Annotated in this window: 20 protein-coding genes; 8 read left to right on the forward strand and 12 right to left on the reverse strand. The window is 65.4% G+C overall.

Features of this window, described 5'->3' with window-relative positions; all coding sequences use genetic code 11:
• Positions 1-123: 123 nt before the first annotated feature.
• The 6 genes from RM190_RS11590 to RM190_RS11615 all read left to right on the forward strand — a co-directional run bounded on the left by RM190_RS11590 (position 124) and on the right by RM190_RS11615 (position 6,495).
• A complete protein-coding gene (locus RM190_RS11590) occupies positions 124-1,158 on the forward strand; it encodes a substrate-binding domain-containing protein (protein WP_311759605.1) in 1,035 nt (344 codons plus the stop codon).
• A 476-nt stretch (positions 1,159-1,634) separates the two neighbouring features.
• Positions 1,635-2,546 (forward strand): TauD/TfdA dioxygenase family protein, encoded by a 912-nt coding sequence (locus RM190_RS11595; RefSeq protein ID WP_311759606.1) that lies wholly within the window; start codon positions 1,635-1,637, stop codon positions 2,544-2,546.
• A 10-nt stretch (positions 2,547-2,556) separates the two neighbouring features.
• Positions 2,557-3,909 carry an LLM class flavin-dependent oxidoreductase gene (locus RM190_RS11600; protein ID WP_311759607.1) on the forward strand — a complete coding sequence of 451 codons (1,353 nt, stop codon included), beginning with the start codon at positions 2,557-2,559 and terminating at the stop codon, positions 3,907-3,909.
• A gap of 4 nt (positions 3,910-3,913) precedes the next feature.
• Entirely contained in the window at positions 3,914-4,729 is an 816-nt protein-coding gene (locus RM190_RS11605; RefSeq protein ID WP_311759608.1) for an ABC transporter permease, read from the forward strand.
• A 33-nt stretch (positions 4,730-4,762) separates the two neighbouring features.
• Positions 4,763-5,731 (forward strand): ABC transporter substrate-binding protein, encoded by a 969-nt coding sequence (locus tag RM190_RS11610; RefSeq protein ID WP_311759609.1) that lies wholly within the window; start codon positions 4,763-4,765, stop codon positions 5,729-5,731.
• Complete coding sequence (locus tag RM190_RS11615; RefSeq protein ID WP_311759610.1) at positions 5,728-6,495, forward strand: ABC transporter ATP-binding protein; 768 nt, start codon at positions 5,728-5,730, stop codon at positions 6,493-6,495. The genes RM190_RS11610 and RM190_RS11615 overlap by 4 nt, the downstream gene beginning before the upstream one ends.
• Here RM190_RS11615 and napH read toward each other — a convergent pair.
• From napH to RM190_RS11675, 12 genes are all read right to left on the reverse strand, one after another.
• The gene (gene napH / locus RM190_RS11620) at positions 6,492-7,382 is read right to left on the reverse strand and encodes a quinol dehydrogenase ferredoxin subunit NapH (protein WP_311759611.1); all 891 of its coding nucleotides are present in this window, start codon (positions 7,380-7,382) and stop codon (positions 6,492-6,494) included. The two genes, RM190_RS11615 and napH, sit on opposite strands and share 4 nt — an antisense overlap.
• The gene (gene napG, locus RM190_RS11625) at positions 7,379-8,044 is read right to left on the reverse strand and encodes a ferredoxin-type protein NapG (protein ID WP_311759612.1); all 666 of its coding nucleotides are present in this window, start codon (positions 8,042-8,044) and stop codon (positions 7,379-7,381) included. The genes napH and napG overlap by 4 nt, the downstream gene beginning before the upstream one ends.
• 29 nt (positions 8,045-8,073) lie before the next feature.
• Positions 8,074-9,273 carry a cytochrome-c peroxidase gene (locus RM190_RS11630; protein ID WP_311759613.1) on the reverse strand — a complete coding sequence of 400 codons (1,200 nt, stop codon included), beginning with the start codon at positions 9,271-9,273 and terminating at the stop codon, positions 8,074-8,076.
• 3 nt (positions 9,274-9,276) lie between these two features.
• Positions 9,277-10,164, reverse strand: a complete 888-nt coding sequence (gene mauJ / locus RM190_RS11635) for a methylamine utilization protein MauJ (RefSeq protein ID WP_311759614.1) — start codon at positions 10,162-10,164, stop codon at positions 9,277-9,279.
• Between the two features lie 24 nt (positions 10,165-10,188).
• A complete protein-coding gene (locus tag RM190_RS11640) occupies positions 10,189-10,587 on the reverse strand; it encodes an amicyanin (protein WP_311759615.1) in 399 nt (132 codons plus the stop codon).
• Positions 10,588-10,643: 56 nt separating this feature from the next.
• Entirely contained in the window at positions 10,644-11,210 is a 567-nt protein-coding gene (gene mauA / locus RM190_RS11645) for a methylamine dehydrogenase (amicyanin) small subunit (protein WP_311759616.1), read from the reverse strand.
• A gap of 43 nt (positions 11,211-11,253) precedes the next feature.
• Complete coding sequence (gene mauD, locus RM190_RS11650) at positions 11,254-11,853, reverse strand: methylamine dehydrogenase accessory protein MauD (protein WP_311759617.1); 600 nt, start codon at positions 11,851-11,853, stop codon at positions 11,254-11,256.
• Between the two features lies 1 nt (position 11,854).
• Entirely contained in the window at positions 11,855-12,415 is a 561-nt protein-coding gene (locus RM190_RS11655) for a MauE/DoxX family redox-associated membrane protein (RefSeq protein ID WP_311759618.1), read from the reverse strand.
• A 1-nt stretch (position 12,416) separates the two neighbouring features.
• A complete protein-coding gene (gene mauB / locus RM190_RS11660) occupies positions 12,417-13,652 on the reverse strand; it encodes a methylamine dehydrogenase (amicyanin) large subunit (RefSeq protein WP_311759619.1) in 1,236 nt (411 codons plus the stop codon).
• A gap of 81 nt (positions 13,653-13,733) precedes the next feature.
• Positions 13,734-14,558, reverse strand: coding sequence for a methylamine utilization protein MauF (locus tag RM190_RS11665; protein WP_311759620.1), 825 nt, complete (start codon positions 14,556-14,558; stop codon positions 13,734-13,736).
• Positions 14,559-14,799: 241 nt separating this feature from the next.
• Positions 14,800-15,672, reverse strand: coding sequence for a LysR family transcriptional regulator (locus RM190_RS11670; protein ID WP_311759621.1), 873 nt, complete (start codon positions 15,670-15,672; stop codon positions 14,800-14,802).
• Between the two features lie 151 nt (positions 15,673-15,823).
• Positions 15,824-16,849: a Hint domain-containing protein gene (locus tag RM190_RS11675; RefSeq protein ID WP_311759622.1), complete on the reverse strand. Its 1,026-nt coding sequence runs from the start codon at positions 16,847-16,849 to the stop codon at positions 15,824-15,826.
• A gap of 382 nt (positions 16,850-17,231) precedes the next feature.
• Here RM190_RS11675 and RM190_RS11680 point away from each other — a divergent pair, with 382 nt between their 5' ends.
• Both RM190_RS11680 and RM190_RS11685 read left to right on the forward strand, forming a co-directional pair.
• Complete coding sequence (locus RM190_RS11680) at positions 17,232-18,173, forward strand: amidohydrolase family protein (RefSeq protein WP_311759623.1); 942 nt, start codon at positions 17,232-17,234, stop codon at positions 18,171-18,173.
• 17 nt (positions 18,174-18,190) lie between these two features.
• The gene (locus RM190_RS11685; RefSeq protein WP_311759624.1) at positions 18,191-19,096 is read left to right on the forward strand and encodes an amidohydrolase family protein; all 906 of its coding nucleotides are present in this window, start codon (positions 18,191-18,193) and stop codon (positions 19,094-19,096) included.
• Positions 19,097-19,145: the final 49 nt, after the last annotated feature.

A 19,145-nucleotide genomic window follows, 5' to 3' on the forward strand; every position in this document is an offset into this window, starting at 1 on the left:
GGTTTGCGCCATCGATGAAGCAAGCGTGCTCAATCGATGTAGCAAAGCTGTGGCATTTATGATTACCTGTCAAGATAATCAATTGAGCAGGTATGCGGCTGCGCGTGCCAAACATGGCGGAACATGACCGAAAGCGACGACGCTCCCGCGAAAAGGCCGACCATCTATGACCTGGCCCAGATCGCGGGCGCCAGCCCCAGCGCGGTTAGTTCGGTCCTGAACGGCACCTGGCAAAAGCGCCGGATCAGCGCAAAACTGGCCGAGCGCATCAGCCTGATCGCCAAGGAACAGGGCTATGCCGTCAACCTGCAGGCCAGCATGTTGCGCCGCGAAAGGTCGCGCATCGTCGGCATGATCATCCCGAAGTACGACAACCGCTATTTCGGTGCCATCGCCGAGCAGTTCGAGGCGATGGCCCGCGAACGTGGGCTGTTCCCCGTCATCACCTGTACCCAGCGCGACCCGGCGCTGGAAGTCGAGGCGGCGCGCGAGCTGATGTCCTATCAGGCGGAATGCCTGATCGCGACCGGCGCCACCGATCCCGACCGCATCGCCGAGATCTGCGCCCCCGCTGGCATCCGCACGATCAATCTGGACCTCCCCGGCACTGGCGGTCCTTCTGTCGTGTCGGACAATTTCGGCGGCGCGCGCGACCTTGCACGGCTGATCCTGGACCGGGTACGGCGCGATTTTGGCAGCGTCTCGCCGCTTTTCTTCATCGGTGGACGCGGACAGGACCACAATACCCGCGAACGCTTGCGCGGCTTTCTGGCCGCCCATGCCGAGCGCGGGATCGACGTGCCCGAAACCCGCCTGCTGATGCGCGGCTATTCCGCCTCAAAGACCGAGGCGAGCCTTGCCGGGCTGGACCTGCCGCAGGACTGCGGGATCTTCGTCAACTCGACTATCGCGCTGGAGGGGGTGATCCGCTGGATCCATGCCCGCCCGATCCCGCCCCAGATGCGTTTCGGCTGCTTCGACTGGGACCCTTTCGCGGCATTCCTGGACCAGAATGCCGGGATGATGCGGCAGGATGTGGGCGCGATGCTGGCACAGGTCTTTGCCTTTGTCGAACATCCCCCGGCGGGCGCCCCCCGGATCGAGGTGCCCTGCATTTTCGAACCGGCCCGCAGCGCACTGGCCGCCACCGCGGGCTAAAGCCGCGCTGCTTCGCGGCGCGCCTGCCGACAAGCCCCCGTACGCGGGCCAGATGCGATAGGTTCCGAACTCCTTTTCCGAAACCCGATCCGAGGGTCCGGAGAATATTCTTGTCGTTTTCCCCGACACAATCACCGTCCGCCTGTCGCGCGCGATCGATCTTTGGGATCGCCTGCGGGGAATGGCCCCTCTAATATCTACCGAACAAGTCGTGAATAAGGAGGCGGAGATGACCCCTCGACTCACTTATGCAGCCATCGCCCGAAACAGCCTTGCCGGCTCGTGTCGATGCATGTGCGGCTGTTGCCGCGGAACTGCGCTGGCCTGAGGGCCGCGCCCTTTCTTCCCCCTGTCAGCCCCGCCCCCCAGCCGGTCGTTCCCGGCCGGTCGGCGGCACAATCCCCACGTTTTCAACTTTCCCGCGATCCCGTGCCGGATCGCGTCGGATCCCCCATGCGCCCCGAAAGGATCACAAGATGACCCGACACGAAACCTTTGCCCCCGCCATCCCGGCCACGGACGTCCATCCCGTCACCCCGCGTATCGGGGCCGAGATCGCCAATCTGCGGCTGGGCGGGGATCTGCCCGACCAGACAGTCGCCGAAATCAAGGCGCTGCTGCTGCGCCACAAGGTGCTGTTCTTCCGCGGCCAGCACCATCTGGACGATGCCGGGCAAGAGGCCTTTGCACTCCGTCTGGGCGAGTTGGTGCCGCATCCAACCCAGGCCGTGGTCAAGGGCAGTGCCGCGATCCTGGAACTGGATTCCAGCCGGGGCGGCGGGCGCGCGGATCGCTGGCACACGGATGTGACTTTCGTCGAGGCCTATCCCAAGGCGTCGATCCTGCGCGGGGTCGCGATCCCCGAGGTCGGCGGCGACACCATTTTGGCCAATACCGTCACTGCCTATGCCGATCTGCCCGAAGCACTGCGACTGCTGGCCGACAGCCTGAGGGCTGTCCATTCGAACGCTTATGACTATGCCGCCGAACGCCCGCGCGCCTCGGATCTGGACCGCAAGCACTATGCCGAGGTCTTCGCCTCGGCCGTATACGAGACCGAGCATCCGGTTGTCCGCGTCCATCCCCAGACCGGGGAAAGGTTGCTGCTGCTGGGCAGCTTCGTGCAACGCATCAGCGGGTTGTCGCGCGACGACTCGCAAAAGCTGGTCGAGATCCTGCAGGCCCGGATCACGGCGCCGGAAAACACCGTGCGCTGGCGCTGGCAGGCGGGTGACGTGGTGATCTGGGACAACCGCGCCACGCAGCATGTCGCGGTGAACGATTACGGCGACGCCCACCGGGTCGTGCGCCGTGTGACGCTGCAAGGCGACATTCCAGTCGGTCCCGACGGGCGCACCAGCACCGCGCTGACCAAACCCGCGATCTAAGGAGAAGATCATGACCCGCAAGATCAGACTTGGCGCATTCCTGCCCGGCGGCGGCCAGCACGTCGCGTCGTGGCGCCATCCCGACCAGCCCGCCGATGGCGCGGTCAGCTTTGCCTTCCACCTGCAACTGGCCCGCGAGGCTGAACGGGGCCTGTTCGACGCCTATTTCCTGGCGGATGGACTTGCGACCTCGACCGGGGGCCTGTCCGAGGGCGGTCCGGCCCGTGTCGCCGGGTTCGAGCCGGTGACGCTGTTCGCCGCGCTGGCGCCGCTGACCCAGAACCTGGGCTTCATTGCCACCGCCTCGACCACCTATGAAGAGCCCTATAACACCGCGCGCAAATTCGCGTCGCTGGACCTGATCTCGGACGGGCGGGCCGGCTGGAACGTGGTCACGACCGCGACCGAGGGCGCGGCGCGCAACTTCAACCTGGACCAGCAGCATCCCCACGCGCATCGCTATGCCCGCGCCGCCGAGCATGTCGAGGTCGTGAAGAAGCTGTGGGACAGCTTCGAGGATGACGTCTTCATCCGCGACAAGGACAGCGGGCGCTTCCACGACCGCGACAAGATCCACCCGGCCGCGCATCGGGGGGAACATTTCAAGGTGGCGGGGCCGCTGAACGTCTCGCGCTCGCCCCAGGGACATCCGGTGATCGTGCAGGCCGGCCAGTCCGAGGATGGGCGCGCGCTGGCAGCGGCCACCGCCGAGGTGATCTTCACCGCGCATCAGCGGCTGGACACCGCGCAGGAGTTCTATCGCGACATCAAGTCCCGCGCCGCGGCGCTGGGACGCGATCCGTCCCATATCCTGGTCATGCCCGGCGTCGCGCCTTTTGTCGGCCGGACCGAGGCCGAGGCGCGCGAGAAATACGACCGCCTGACCGCGCTGATCCAGCCCGAGGACGGGGTCGCGCTGTTGAACCAGCTGACCGGCGGGACGCTGGATCTGAGGGGCTTCGACCTTGACGGCCCCCTGCCCCCGGCTCCCCCGACCGAGGGGATGAAGTCGCGCCAGGCGCTGATCCGCCAGATCGCGGACGAGAACGGTTTTACGATCCGTCAGCTTTACCAATGGGTCGCCTCGGCGCGCGGGCATTACACCGTGGTCGGCAGCGCCCGGCAGATTGCCGACACACTGCAGGAATGGTTCGAGAATGACGGCGCGGATGGCTTCAACATCCTGCCGCCCTGGCTGCCGACCGGACTGACCGATTTCGTCCATCTGGTGATCCCGGAACTGCAGCGCCGCGGGCTGTTCCGCACCGAATACGAAGGCCGGACGCTTCGCGCGAACCTGGGCCTGCCCTTCCCGACCAACCGCCATGCCGCGGCGCGCGCGGCCCGGCTTGCAGCGGAGTAGCGCGATGAGCATCGAAACACTCGACACGCCCCGTGCGCCCGCCAGACCGGTTCCGGCGCGGGATGCGGCCGCACGGTTTCTGTCCCGCTGGGGGCTGGTGATGGGCTTCGTCATCCTATGGCAGATCGCGGGCCGCGTCGGCTGGGTCAGCCCCGCCGTGTTCCCGCCGCTGGACAAGATCGCGGTCGCGCTGTGGCAGGGCCTGTCCAGCGGCGCGCTGATCGACGACATCGCCATCAGTCTGCAGCGCGCTGGAACCGCCTTCCTGGCAGCCGTGGCGCTTGGCATCCCGCTGGGCCTTGCCATGGGCCAGCTTCCGGCGGTCGAACGCGCGCTGGACCCCCTGCTGCAATTCTTCCGCCAGACCTCGGCTCTGGCGCTTTACCCGGTCTTTATTCTGCTGCTGGGACTGGGCGAGGCGTCGAAAGTCTTCGTCATCTTCTGGGCGACGCTGTTTCCGATCCTGCTGGCCACCATTGGCGGCGTGAAAGAGGTCGACCGCAAGCTGATCGAGATGGCACGCAGCTATGGCGCAAACCACCTGCAGGTGTTCCGCCGGGTGATCCTGCCCGCCTCGGTCCCGGCGATCTTCGTGGGACTGCGGCTGTCGGCGACGACCGCCTTACTGCTGCTGATCGCGGCCGAGATGATCGGCGCGAACAAGGGCGTCGGCTTTCAGGTGATGAACGCCCAGTACAACTTCCAGATCCCGCTGATGTTCGCCGCGATCTTCCTGCTGGCCTTTCTTGGCCTTGCCGCGAATGGCGTGCTGATCGCGCTGCAGCGCCGGCTGTGCCGCTGGTCAGCCACGGATCGCTGAACACCCATCTTTTCAGATATCAGGACCAAGACCATGAAACACTTCATCCTTTCCCTTGTCGTAACGACCGCCCTGACCGCTCCCGCATGGGCCGAGCAGGTGACACTGCGCTATCTTGCCAGCCACGGCGGCGTCAGCGCGCATGAACTGGCGCAGGAGCTGGGCTATTTCGACGGCACCGATGTCGTGATCGAGGATGTAGGCTATGCCTCGGGCGGGCCGGAATCGCTGATGGCGCTGGCCGGCGGCTCGGTCGACATCGGCAGTGCCGCGACTGCGGCGGTGCTGAACTCGATCATCGGCGGAAACGAATTCGTCGCCGCCTACCCGACGAACGGCGTCAACCATGACGTGAAGTCGATCTTCTACGTGCTTGAGGACAGCCCGATCCGGACGATCGAGGATATCAAGGGCAAGACCGTCGCCGTGAACACGTTGGGCGCGCATCTGGACTATACTGTGCGCGAGGCGCTGAACCAGAAAGGCCTGCCCCAGAACGCCGCAAACCTGGTGACGGTGCCGGGGCCGCAACTGGAACAGGTCCTTCGCTCGGGGCAGGTCGATGTCGCGGCCTTTGGCTATTGGCAGACCACGTTCGAGGGCGCCGCGCGTGAAAAGGGCGGCCTGCGCGCGGTCTTTGACGACACCCAGGTGCTGGGCGAGATCGCGGGCGGCTTTACCGTGCTGCGCAAGGACTGGGTCGCCGAGCATCCGAAGGCGGCCGAGGATTTCGTCAGGCAATCCGCCCGTGCGCTGGACTTTGCCCGCGACCACCCCGAGGAAACCCGACAAATTCTGGCCCGCGTCCTGCAGGAGCGCGGCGAGAACCCCGAGATCGCCAAGTATTTCGCGGGTTACGGTGTGCGTCAGGGTGGGCTTGCGACCGACCGCGACATCCAGTTCTGGATCGACGTGCTGGAACGCGAGGGCAAGCTGACCACGGGCCAGCTGAAGGCCAGCGACATCCTGCTGGTTACCGGCACGGAGGTCGCGGGGAAATGACAGCCAGTTCCCAGATCCGACGCGGCGAGGTGGCCCTGCGCCACCTTTCCAAGACCTACAGTCTGAACGGCCAGCCCCTGCCCGTCCTGCGAAACCTGTCGCTTGATATCCGGGGCGGTGAATCGCTGGCCATCGTCGGCCCCAGCGGTTGCGGCAAGACCACGCTGCTGCGCCTTTTGGCCGGGCTTGAGGGCGCGGATGCCGGGCAGGTGGTGATCGATGGCACCCCCATCGCGGGCGTCGGCACCGAACGCGCGGTGATCTATCAGGAACCGCGCCTGCTGCCTTGGTTGTCCGTGCTGGAGAACGTGGCCTTCGGGCTTGAGCTGCGGGGCGTTCCGCGCGCCGAGGCGCAGGACCGCGCACGCCGCTATATCCGGCTGGTCGGGTTGGATGATTTCCAGAATGCCTGGCCGCGCCAGCTTTCGGGCGGCATGGCGCAGCGCGTGGGCATTGCGCGCGCGCTGACCGTGCAGCCCGAGATCCTGCTGTTGGACGAGCCCTTGGGCGCGCTGGACGCGATGACCAAGCTGACCATGCAGGAAGAGCTGGCCCGGATCTGGGCCGAGGAAGGGGTGACGATGATCCTTGTCACCCATGATCTCGAAGAGGCGATCTTCCTGGCCGACCGGGTGCTGGTCCTGACCAATGACGGCACTGCGCCCACGGTCTTTCCGGTCGATCTGCCGCGCCCCCGCGACCGGAACTCGGCCGGGTTCGTGCAGATGCGCAGGATGCTGATGGGCAAGTTCGGGCTGCACTAGCCCTGCTGCCCCTGGGTGGCGGTGGCCGGCATTCTGCCGCCGCCCAGCCTGCCGGACATGTGGAACACGTCCACGGGGCAGGAATCGATGCAGTTCCCGCAGTTCTGGCAGTCCCCGGACAGGATCAGCGGGCTGCCCTTGCCCTTCAGGGCGGGGACGATCACATGCGGCTCGGGGCAGATGTTGAAGCAGGCGCCACAATCGGTGCAGGCATCGCGCCGCGCCGCCGAGACCCGCAGGACCGAGACGCGACCGATCACGCCGTAGAATGCCCCGACCGGGCAAAGATGGCTGCACCAGGCGCGGCGGGACACGAACAGGTCCAGCAGGAACACCGCCAGGATGACCATCCATCCCATTCCGATCCCGGTGATGAAGGCGCGCTGCAGCAGGCTGACCGGGTTCACGAACTCCCAGGCGACCGTGCCCGTCACCGCCGAGGCCAGCAGCGTTCCCACCAGAACAGCCAGCCGCGTGCGCCGGTCCAGCTTACGGTCCCGCGTCAGGCCGGTCTTCTCTCGCAACCAGAAGGCGGCGTCCGTTACCACGTTGACCGGGCAGACCCAGCCGCAATAGGCGCGGCCCCCGGCCAGAAGATAGCCCAGTGCGACGATGATCGCCCCCGTCACCACCGGCATCGCCGGGGACGTGCCCCCGAAGAGGCCTTGCAGCAGGATATAGGGATCGGCCAGCGTCACCACGCCCCCGATCCGGCTGGCGCCGAAATTGCCGCGCGCGATCCAGATCCCGGCCAGCGGCCCCAGCATGAACAGCCCCAGGACCGAAACCTGGCACAGCCGCCGCAGCAGCCACCATTTATGCGACCGCAACAGCCCACGGGCGGCGACGCTTTGGCGCCGGTTGTCAGAGATCAGTCGCCCGATCATGTTGCCCGCCCCGCACGGTTGCGGCCCTCGCCGCCCAGGCCCAGGTCGCGTGGCAACACCCGGATCGAGGCATGGCCAGTCACGCAATGCTTCTCGCAGGTGCCGCAACCGGTGCAATGGCTGGAATGGACCGTCGGGACCATGATGCGCCGTCCGTTGAACTCGCCCGGTTCAAGCGAGATCGCGTCCCCCCGGATCGGGCAGACGCGCACGCAGATGCTGCAATTCATGCCCTTGTAATTCAGGCAGTCCTCGTGCCCGACCAGCACGGCGACGCCCATGTTCGCGTCCTGGATCGAGGGGATGTCCCTGTCCAGCGCGCCCGTGGGACAGGCCCGCGCGCAGGGAACATCGTGACACATGTAACAGGGGGTTTCGCGCGGGGTGAAAAAGGGCGTGCCAACCGCCGCCTCATCGCCCCATTCCGCCAGCGACAGGGTGTGATAGGGGCAGGCCTCGACGCACAGGCCGCAACGCACGCAGGCGGCCAGGAAATCATCCTCGGGCAGCGCGCCGGGCGGGCGGATGGCGCGGGCATCGGCGCGGTCCGTGGCCTCGATCATGGCGATCAGGGAAAACCCGCCCAGGCAGGCGGCACCCGCGCCGCGCGCGATCTCGGTCATGGCGGTGCGGCGGTTCATCTTGCGCTTGCTGGATGCCATCCCCTTCCCCCTTTGTGTCCTGTCCCCGCCTAATTCCCCTGCGCGGTGGCGGCCCGCTTCTGTTCGGCCAGCAGCGGCTCGTATCGCCGGTCGGTCAGCGTCTCGAGGAAGGCAACCAGCGCATCGACCCGCGCATCGTTCAGCGCCAGCCCCGATTGCAGCTCGGCCAGGGACAGGTTCTGCCCGATCTCGGCCGGGCCCCAGTCCTTTCCGGTTTCGGGATTGATCTGCGCGTCTGGGCGACGGCTGGTATATTTGTTGTAGAACAGGACAGCCGTCCGCAGGTCCGAGAAGGCGCCGTTATGCATATACGGCCCGGTCACGGCGACGTTGCGCAGCGTCGGCACCTTTATCCGCCCGGCTTGTGCCGGGTCCGAGATGCCCGGCCGGTCCAGCAGACCGCGATCCAGATGCCCCAGCCCCAGCCCGTTCGCCTCGCGCGCGGCCGCGTTCACGGGGATGCCGATATTGTGGAACTCAAAGCTGGTGAAGGTCTCGTGCTCGACGATGCCCTGCTTTTGCAGCTGGTGGCACAGGCGGCAGTTCCAGGTGATGAAGACGGTGTGGCCGAACTCCTCCTGCGGGGTCAGCCTGACCTCTCCGCGCAGATAGCGGTCGTATTTGGAATCGAAGGGCATGAACTCGGCCGTGCCTTGATAGGCGGCAAGCGCATCCGCGGCATGATCGAAGGCAGCGTCGACATCGTCCAGCGCACCCGGCCCGAAAAGCGCGGCGAAGCTTTCGACATAACCGGCATCGGCGCGCAGCCGTTCGACCACGGCGGCGCGGTCGGGCATCCCCATCTCGGCCGGGTTCAGCATCGGCTGGCCCGCCTGATCGGCCAGATCGTCGGCACGCCCGTCCCAGAACTGCCCGCCCTTGTAGCGGCCCATGCCGTCGCGATGAAAGCCGGGGCTGAGCGCCGCATAGGTCAGCGTCGGCGTGTTGCGGTCACCATAGGACTGCCCATCATCCCCCAGCGAAACCGCGCGCCCCGCCGCACCTTCGCGCGGGTCGGTAAAGGCGTGGTCGGGATCGTGGCAGGTCGAACAGGATTGCGTGCCTTCACGCGACAGCGCTGTGTCGTGAAACAGCCTTTCGCCAAGCCCGGCCAGCCCGGCGCCCGGGTCGGACAGCGGCTCCTGCCGTCCGGCGGCGGCGCCGACGACGACGGCCCCCGCCAGCGGGATCGACAGGAACAGCACCGGAAGCAGGCTGATGCGCGGCATGGGTCAGGCCCCCGCAGCGCCCTGGGGCGCGCGGGCGGCCTCGCGCCGGGCGCGCAACTCGGCCAGGATCAGGCGATGCGCGGCAAGGTCGGCCAGGTTCGCCATCAGCGCCAGCCGCCTTTGCCCGGCCAGATCGTCCAGCACCGGTGCCAGTACCCCGCGCGGGCCGATCAGCCGGTCATGATGCGGACGCAGATGGGCGATCAGCGCGCCAAGATCCATGCTCTGCAGCAGCTCGGGGCTGGCAAGGGCGCCGGAATGGATCAGCATGTCCTGCGTCACGCGAAAGCCAGCGGCATCGGCGCGGGACAGCGCCGGGTGGGTCGCGGCAAGATCAAGGACCGCAAACGCGGCCATCAGGCGGCTGGCCGCGTCGGGGGCATTCCTTGCGCGCTGGAACAGCTCGACTACTGGGGCAAGATCGGCGGCGACCGGGCCCAGTGGGATATGGTCCGCACGCATCGCGCTGGGACGAAAGGGCGTGCAGCGCCAACGCGCGCCGTGGCGGGGATCGGCGATGCGCCAGCCCGCAATGGCCATGCCGCGCCCGATCTCGGCCATCCAGCGCAGCAGCCGACGCTGGACGTCGCCATGCGCCTGAGCCAGCGCCTGTTCATGGGACACGGCCTGAAGGCGATAGATGACCTCGGACAGCTTTCCGGCTTCGTTGCCGTGAAAGCTGACGCGAGCATCGGGAAGGTCAGGCCCGGCCGAAAGTTCGGTCGGGGCGCCATCGACCGAAATGTCCGCCTCCCAGATCTGGGTGACGGGATTGCGCAGGAAGAAGCCGACCAGGAATTCACGCTGATCCGCGTCGGCAAGCGATTGCCTGACCGCATCCGGCGGGCTTTCCGCCTTGAGCGAGGCGCGGATGTCATAGGGGATCCACATGGCCGGCTCCTGCCTTAAGTCGGGTTACTCGACGATCACCTTGCCGCGCATGAAGGGATGGGGCGTGCAGGTATAGTCATAGGTTCCGGCCTCGTCGAACTTGATCGCATAGGCCTGGTCCTTCTTCAGCATCTCACCCTTGAAGGCTTCTTCGCCGACCTCGCCCTTCTTGAAAGCGACGTTGTGGGGCATGACGTCGTCATTGATCCAGACGACCGTATCGCCGGGCTTCACCTTCACCTCGGGCGTGTCGTACTTCATCTTGGCGATGCGGATGACCACCACGGCCTCGGGGGCCTCGGCGGCGGCAACGGGCTTTTCATTCGGGATCGAGATCTTGTCGGCGGCGAAAGCTCCGGTCGCGGTAAAGGCGGCCAAGACCACGGCGGACAGGGCGATCCGGGGTTTCAGAAGGAAGTTCATGGAATGCTCCTGCAAGGAATGGGCCGGACGCGGGGATGCCGCGCCCGGTTGCAACGTCAGCTGGCTTTGCCGACGATGGGGGAAATGGTGCAGTGATAAGTCATGGCGTCATCTTCGGCGCCGAAGCACCAGATGATGTCATTGGCGAATTCGGGGCGATAGACGGGCAGCTCGCCTTCGGTATTCAGGCAGGCGCAGCGCCCCGAGACGTTCTGGCCGCAGCAGTCGCGATAGGCGATCAGATAGCTTTGGCCATCCGTCGGGTTATAGCAGCTTGCCACCCACGAGGCCGAAGCCAGCTTGGTCCCCGGCGGGCAGTTGGTCAGCGAACCGCCCGAGCAGTCGCAGATGTTGCCGTCGATCGAGCAGTGACGCCAATAGTCGCAGGCCTGCACGTCATTGTCCTGCGGCACGAATTTCGCGCGCGGATCAGTGCCCTCGGGGGCGCCGGCCGCATTGGCGCGACTGACGCGGCCGCGACGGTCCACCGGCAGCAGCGGCACGATCGCCGCCCCCATCAGGACCGTGCCAAGCCTGCCGATGGCGCCCCGGCGGCTGGTGCGCCCAGCGACGCGGCGCGACATCTTTTCGACCAGGTTGTCGAAATTGAAATTCCCCAGCATCGTTTATCCTCCCTCTGCTTGGGGTTGAGACCGGACGGCCGGGTCAGGCCGCGTTCTTCTTGCGGCTGGTCATGAACTGCTGAAGCGAGGCAAAGCCGGTCTTGTCGGCCTCCAGCAGGCTTTCCAGGTGCTCGCGCGTGTTGGTCAGGCCCTTGGCGCGGATCACGCCATCGCTGTCCAGAAGCACGCCATAGGGGATCTTGCCGACCTGGAAGGCCATGCCGATCTCGGCCGAGACGACATAGCGGATCTGGCCCAGGTCATGGGTTTCCAGGAAGCGGGCATGTTCCTCGGGTGCGCCATCGCTGATCATCACGACGCCGATCTTTTCCGCGCGGGCGATCGACTTGATGATTGGGAACAGTTTGTCGCAGACCGGGCAGGTTGGCGCGGTGAACATCAGCAACGTTGGACGCCCGTCGACCGAGGCGCCGCCGATCCGCGCGCTGCGGCCGAAATAGTCGGGCAGCTCGAATTCGGGGGCCTTGTCGCCAATGTCGGGGCCGTGATCGGTGATCATCGCGCCCATGGGCGACGAACGCTCGTGCAGCAGGCCCACCTGTCGCATCAGGCCCAGCATCACCACGACGAGGCCAAGGACAGCGACCCACAGCAAGATGTTGGAAGCAATAAGGAAAGTCATGTCAGCGGCCTTTCGTCGAAGAAGCCCGGTTGTTCATGGCGACAAGGCCGCCAAGCATTTCTGCGCCAAGGTAAAGCAAGGTCAGGGTCAGACCCGCGACCAGTCCGGTGGCAATCTCGCCCGGACCCGCCGCCCGCCCAGTCGCCATCAGCGCACCCGCGCCAAGCGCCAGCGCGGTCAGGACCACGTTGCGCCCGACGGTCGCCCAGCTGATGCGCTGCTTCATCCCGTTGCGGAAGCAGCCGCAGTCGATCTGGCTGCGGCCGCGCTGCACGTTGATGGCGATGGCCAGCCCGAAGACCGCCAGCAGCACCGCCGCCATCAGCGCGGCGGGCCGCGCCAGCGGGCCGATCAGCAGCCCGGCCGCGACGGCCAGTTCGACCACCGGCAGGACCATCGCGACGGGACGGGCCAGCGCGTCGGGCAGCAGGCGGAAGTTGCGGACGACGCCGTGGAACTCGTCAATGGCGGTCAGCTTTGACAGGGCGGCGCTGGCGAACAGCACCGCAAGGAAGCTGCGCAGCGTCCACGCCACCACGGGTTCCTGCACGATCTCCAGCATCTCAGGACCCCATGTCATGGGTGGTCAGAACCTGCGGACCCCGACCCAGATGGGTGACATTGCGCAGTTCCTTGCCCGAGGCGGCGTCATAGATGTAAAGCGTCTGCGCACTGGCGGACAGGCCGTAAAGCAGCGGTTCGGCGTCCTGGCTGACGTTGATCGAGTCGACCTCGTGGCCCAGTTCGATCTTGCTGATCCGCTCTCCCGTGGCGGCGTTCAGGACGACCACAAAACGGCTGGCGGACTTGTGGCGCCACTGATCGCGCTGGTCGACCAGCAGATAAATCCGGTCCGAGGCGCGGTGATAGGCCGTCTGCTGCCAGCCGCCCGGACGCCAGTTGTCGGCGCGTTCTTCCGCGGTCAGGGCCTCGATCGGCTCGCGGAACGTGGCCTTGTCGCCGGTCAGGTCCATCTGGAAGATCTTGCCGGTATAAGTCGGCCAGACCAGCCGACCCGCCCGCATGGAATAGGCGGGGTGGTTGATCAGCAGTTCGTCCTCGCCATGGAAGACTTCGGTATTCGTGACCTTGGGCTCGCCGCCCGAGATATCGACCCGCGCCAGGCTGCCATCGCGGCAGTTCATGTAGAACACGCTCGGGGTGGCCGGGAAGATGTGGTAGCAGTCCGGCACATCGACCATGCGGTCGAACTTCTTGTTCTCAAGATCGACGATGCCGACCGCCGGCGAGGGCGAGAATTGATAGAACAGCAGCTTCTTCTTGTCGGGCGTCAGCGCGTTCATCCACTGATAGGTGCCGATCAGGAAGCGCGAGGCCTCGGGCAGCTCGATATCCGCGGTGGGCTCGAAGGTCTGCGGATCGAAGACCTCGACATAATCGGTGCGGGTCCCACGGGCGATGCGGGAAAAGACCGTGCTGGCCTGCGCGATGAACGAACCGTCATCGGCAGACAGCGGCTGGGTCATGAAGCCGCCATCGGTGATCCCGACCACGCGGCCGGTTTCGCCATCGATCGCGAATTGCTGCGAAATCGCCGCGAAATGCGCCGGATCCTGGACATAAACGCGACGGTCGTCCGGTTTCGGCGCGCTCAGCACCGTGGGCTCGTCGGCCTCACCTGCGGCAAGCTGGCGCGCGGCCTCGGCGGCGTCGCGCTGCCCTTGGGACTGTGCCGCGGCATCCTGCGCGGCGGCCGCGCCGATCGCCATGGCCGAGGCCATTGCGCAAGCGCCGGCAAGGGTCAGGTATCTGGGAATTTGTCTGCTGCTAGAAGCCATGGTGTCCTCCCTGTGATGGCTCCCGGGCCCCGGCGACGGATCGCGGGCCGAGTGGGTGAATTTCGGTGGGATCGGGGTCCGTCAGGCCAGCGCGAGAACCGCGAAGGCTGCGCCAAGCGCCGTCAGGATCGCACCGTCCAGGATCGCCGCGCGTTCCTGATTGCGGCCAAGCCAAGCCTGGATCTGGTAATCCGTGACCGGGAACAGGTTCACCGCGACCGGCAGATAGCGGCCCAGGTTGAAGACGGCGATGATCGCGATGGCTGCGGCCAGGTTGCCGGTCAGGATCGCGGCGGCGGTCATCATGTAAAGCAGGGGCGTCTGCACATAGGTCAGGTAATCCAGACCCAGCGACAGCCCGTAAAGCCCGCCCACGACCCATTTCGGGAACCGCTGGCGTGCATCATGGGGCACCTGCGCCCGGCGCTGCGGATAGGGGACGCGCAGGAAGTCCAGTTGATGCGCGCCATAGACCAACCCGATCAACGCCAGCACCGCCAGCCCGAAACCGGTCGAGAATCCCTGGAACCTCGCCAGACCGCCGATCGCGCCCAGCAGCGTGCCAAGGATCAGCGCACCCGCGGCATAGCCCAGCCCGTGCATGGCGAATGTCGGCAGCCAATCCCTGACTGCGCGCATGCCCCGCCCTGTCGGACGCAGAAGCGAAATCGAGGAATAGCCGCAAGGCGACCAGGTCGACAGCAGCCCACCGGCAAAGGCGGCGCCCAGAACCACGGTCCAAAGGGTGGTGCCGGTATCTGCCTGCGCCTTCAGGGCAAGCCCGGCCAGTCCGCCGACGATCAGGCTGCCGACTAAACAGGCAACTCGCCCTATGCGCGAAAAACTGTCGGGAAAGACGGTGCAATCCTGCACGCCAACGGTCTCACCCTGAGAAACTGAAGTCACCTCACGCCTCCTCTCGTTCGGTATCTTCGAGAAATCGCCAGCGCGATATCACCCATTAACCCGACAAAAAGGCAGATTTCTCATACAGATGTATAACTGCGCCCGCTTCCGGTCGGGGGAAACCCGGAATTTCGGCAGGAGGGGCTGCAAAAATGCAGGGACCACGATTCATGGTTAAGATAGTCAAGTAATTGTTAGGAAATTTGCATTCCACTCAGGAAAAATCGGACAGCATAATCTGTCACAAAAAGTCGTCCTTTGGTGGCAGAGGTGCTGATTCTTCCCGCATTGCGAAAAGAGTGGGCAACCATGCGGACAGTTCTCTCGCGACAGGATCGTCGCGCAAATAGGGCTGGGACAGCAGCCAGACCTCGCGCGCGACGGTGATCGGCGTCGTGAGCAGATCGGCGCGGGCCGAAAGCCTGTGCGCCATGGCTTCGGGCAGGACGCCGATCGCACGGCCGCTCGCCAGCAATTCGCGGATCAGGTTCAGGTCCGATGTCTCGACCCGCGGCTGGCGGTTGCCTATCGTGTCGAACATCTCGACCATCTCGGGCATGTCGATCATGGCTTCGGGATAGGTGACCAGCAGCGGCTCGTCCGCGCCGGTCCGGGCGGGCTGCACCAGCACGAAGTTGATTTGCCCGATCCGCCGCATCAGGAACGAGCCCTGCTTGGGGCGCCCCAGTCGCAGGGCGAAATCCGCCTCCCAGCGGGACATGTCGACATTCTGGTCCGAGGTGTCGATGCTCAGCGACAGGTCGGGCAGCGCCGTCAGAAGTTGCGGCAGGTGCGGGGCCAGCCAATGTTCTGCGATGGCGGCGATGGTCGACAGACGGAACTGCCGCTGCAGGTGGTCGTGACCGCGCAGGGCGCGCCGGATCTCGTCCGCCGATTTCTCCATTTCACGCAGGTTGCGCATGATCGCGGCACAGGCCTGCGTTGGACGCCGCATCCCGTCCACCGCGTCGAAGAGCGTCAGGCCCATCTCGGTTTCCAGCCGGTTGATGCGCCTGCCGACAGTGGTTTCGTTGATCTGCAGGATACGCCCGGCCCGCGTGAAGGAACCGGTTTTGCAGACGGCGGAAACGATCCTGAAATCATCCCAGTTCATGCGGGCTGCTGCCTTTCCTTGCGCGCCCCAAGGGACGAAGAGGAGGGGTCGGTGAAAGCAGCGCCCGCATAGACCAGGGGCCGGGTCCGGGCAAGGCGGTCTCAGCCTGCGACGGGGCCGAAGGATCACCACCCGGCCCCATCGGCGCGGGTCAGGACAGTGGCTTGCGGTTCCCGACATGGCGTTCGACCAGCCGGCGCGCCATTCGGCCCGGCACCAGCATCCGCGCCGGAACCGGGTCTGGAACGCCCGCGGTTAGTTCCGGGAACAGGGCCAGGATCTCGTCCCGCGCCTGCGGTCCGACCGACTTCAGCGCCTCGGGCCCGGTGAACAGGGACTCCGTCTCGGCCCCGTTCGACGACACGATTTCGTGCCGGTCGAACAGGATGTGGAAATACTCGACCGCGCGCAGATCGGTTGCGATCTCGACCCCGTCCAGCCCCAGCAGATGTTTCGCGGCCACCAGAAGCTCGTCGGTGCCGAACATCCGCTGCGCGATCCGCGACCGGACCAGCACCCGGTGTTGGGGCGAGACCAGCAGGTCAGCTGACGGAACCCCCTCGCCAAGTGCGCCGGCGCGGATGCGGACAGGACGGAGATGCGCCGGGATCCCAAGGCGCGCGCCCCCCAGCCTTGCCGAGCCGGTCCAGCGGATGGGCTGCAGGCCATGATCGCGCGTACGGACAAGATCGCCTTCGCGCAGGAGTTCCACCGCGACGGGCCCACGCTCGGTCCCGATCAGGGTGCCCCGCGCGAAGCAGGCGAATTCGGCTAGCGGGATCGGGGTGTTGAAGCTGGCCGTGCCTTCGGACCGGGTGATGTCGCCGCCGAAGGCATTCGTGATCTTTCCGTCGATGATCGGAAAGACGACCGGAACCTGATTGTCCGGCCCCACATACATAGTGACGGTCTGGATGGTCGTGCCGTCGATGACCACCGTGTCGCCGTAATAGATCAGACCGATCGCCTGCGGCACGCCGTCGATGGTGACGGTGTCGCCGGTATTGACCGCAATTGTGCCGTCGCCATTGTCGGTCAGCGTGACCTGAATCACGTTCGCGGACAGGTCATAGGCAGGCCCGCTGGAGCCGTAGACGCTGCTGTCGAAGGTCCAGCCTGGAATATGATCGCCCAGTTCCGTCAATTCGACGTTCCAGGCCGACAGGTTGATCGGCATCTTGTTTCCCTGTGATGTTTGCGCGGCAAGCATTGATTGTGCTCGGCGATTCCTGTCAACGGGGCCGCGCGTTGGCCCGCTTGGACATCCCCGGCCCGCGTCATTTTTGCCCCGCATCGGCGCGCGCGGGGTCGCTGCCGCCCCATGCCAGCCCATATGCAAAACATCTGAACGTCGGCCTAAACCGATATTATACGTCTTGCCCCCGGCATGTGAGGGTCGGACCCAAGGGGAATCATCGATGTCATGAAGGGCGGGTCGCGCAAGGCGATCCGGGGGGCCGCGGCGGCGGCCTCCGGGCAGGTTATGGCCTGCCGCGGGGGAGACAGCGGGGTTTTCCGACCCGTCGGCCCGGGAGAGGCCGAGCAGAAGGAGACCAAGCATGATCATCGATACGAGCTGCTATCCGACGGACGTGGTCGATCTCGCCTGGCAGCATGACGGCGAGCCGTTCAGCGGCGAGCGGCTGATCCAGATGATGAACGGACCCTATACGATCAATGGCAAGCCGCGCCGGATCGATAAGGCCTTCATCCAGCCGCCGCAGGGCAACACCATCTACACCTGGACGGATGGAGAGCTGGACGGACGCCAGTCGATCGAGGCCTACATGGCCTATACGCTGAAGATGGTGCAGACCTATCCCGACCGCTTCATCGGCTGCTTCGTCTATAACCCGCGCTGCGGCGTGGCGAATGGTGTCGAGGCGATCGAACGCTATGTGACCCAGCATGGCTTCAAGATGGTGCAGTTCCAGGCGAACATGCATGCCTATCGCCCGGACCGGGCCAAGGACTGGCTGCGTCCCGCGCTGGACAAATGCGCCGAGCTGGGCGTGATGGTGAAGGTCCATACCGGCGACGGCCCCTATTCGATCCCGTCGGAATGGATTCCGCTGATCAAGGAATATCCGCAGATCGACTTCATCATGGCCCATTTCGGGGTCCAGACCGGTGGCGTCTATACCTTCGAGCCGTTCCAGTGGGCGATGGAATTCCCCAACGTGTATTGCGAGTCGAGCTGGTGCCTGCAGTCCCGGATCGTGGAATTCGCCAAGGACCTGCCGACCCACAAGATCCTTTACGGCTCGGACACGCCGCCGAACGAACCGGGCATGTGGCTGAACCTGCTTGAGGTGCTGTGCCACGAGCCGCCCCAGGGTCTGAACCTCGATGAAGCCACGCTTGAGGATTACCTGGGCAACAACCTGGCACGGATGATCGGGATCGAGCCGACCCCCCATCCCGCCACCTACGAGGATGCAGTCGCCGAACTGGAGCGTCACGGCATCGAGAACAAGCACTACCTCGCCACGCTCGTCTGAGAATTCGGAGAACCTGCATGATCATCGACACCCACCTGCATCCGACCAACCTGGTCGACGAGGCCTGGCGCCACACCGGCGAGCCTTTCACCGGCGAACGGATGCTGAAGTTGATGGACGGCCCCTATATGATCAACGGCAAGCCGCGCCGGATCGACATGGGCTTCATCCAGCCGCCGCCCGGCAATACCGGCTATCGCGACGGCAACCGCCGCGGCCGCGATGGTATCCGCGATTACATGTCCTATGTCGCGGAACTGTGCCAGAAATATCCCGACCGCTTCATCGGCAACTTCAACTTCAACCCGCGCTGGGGACCGGAAAACGGCGCGCTCGAACTGGAATTCCACGTCAAGGAATACGGTTTCAAGATGCTGAAGCTGCATTCCAACATGCACGGCTATCGCCCCGACCGGGCGCTGGAATGGCTGCGTCCGGCGATGAAGATGTGCGCCAAGTACAACATCGTCGTGCTGATCCATACCGGCGACGGGCCATATTCGATCCCGACGCAGTTCTATCCGATCATCCGCGAATTCCCGATGGTCAACTTCATCATCGGCCATTTCGGCATCCAGACCGGCGGCAACTATTCGTTCGAAGCCTTCTGGATGGGGATGGACACGCCCAACGTCTATTGCGAATCCGGCTGGTGCTTCCAGTCGCGGATCGTGGAATTCGCCAAGCAACTTCCGCCGCACAAGATCGTCTTCGGCACAGACTCTCCGCCGAACAACCCCGGCATGTGGCTGCGCGAGCTTGAGGTGCTCTGCTCGCCCGCACCGCAGGGGATGAACCTCAGCGAGGACATCCTGGAAGACTACCTGGGCAACAATATCGCCCGCCTGATCGGCATCGAGCCAACCAAGCCTCCCAAGGACCTGGCCGAAGCCGAGAAACGCCTCACGGCGACCTACGTCTGAGGCGGAAGGGTGCGGGGCCGGCCCCCCGCACCCACCCCCACCACAAATC

Source organism: Paracoccus broussonetiae (assembly GCF_031854425.1).
GTDB classification, from domain to species: domain Bacteria; phylum Pseudomonadota; class Alphaproteobacteria; order Rhodobacterales; family Rhodobacteraceae; genus Paracoccus; species Paracoccus broussonetiae.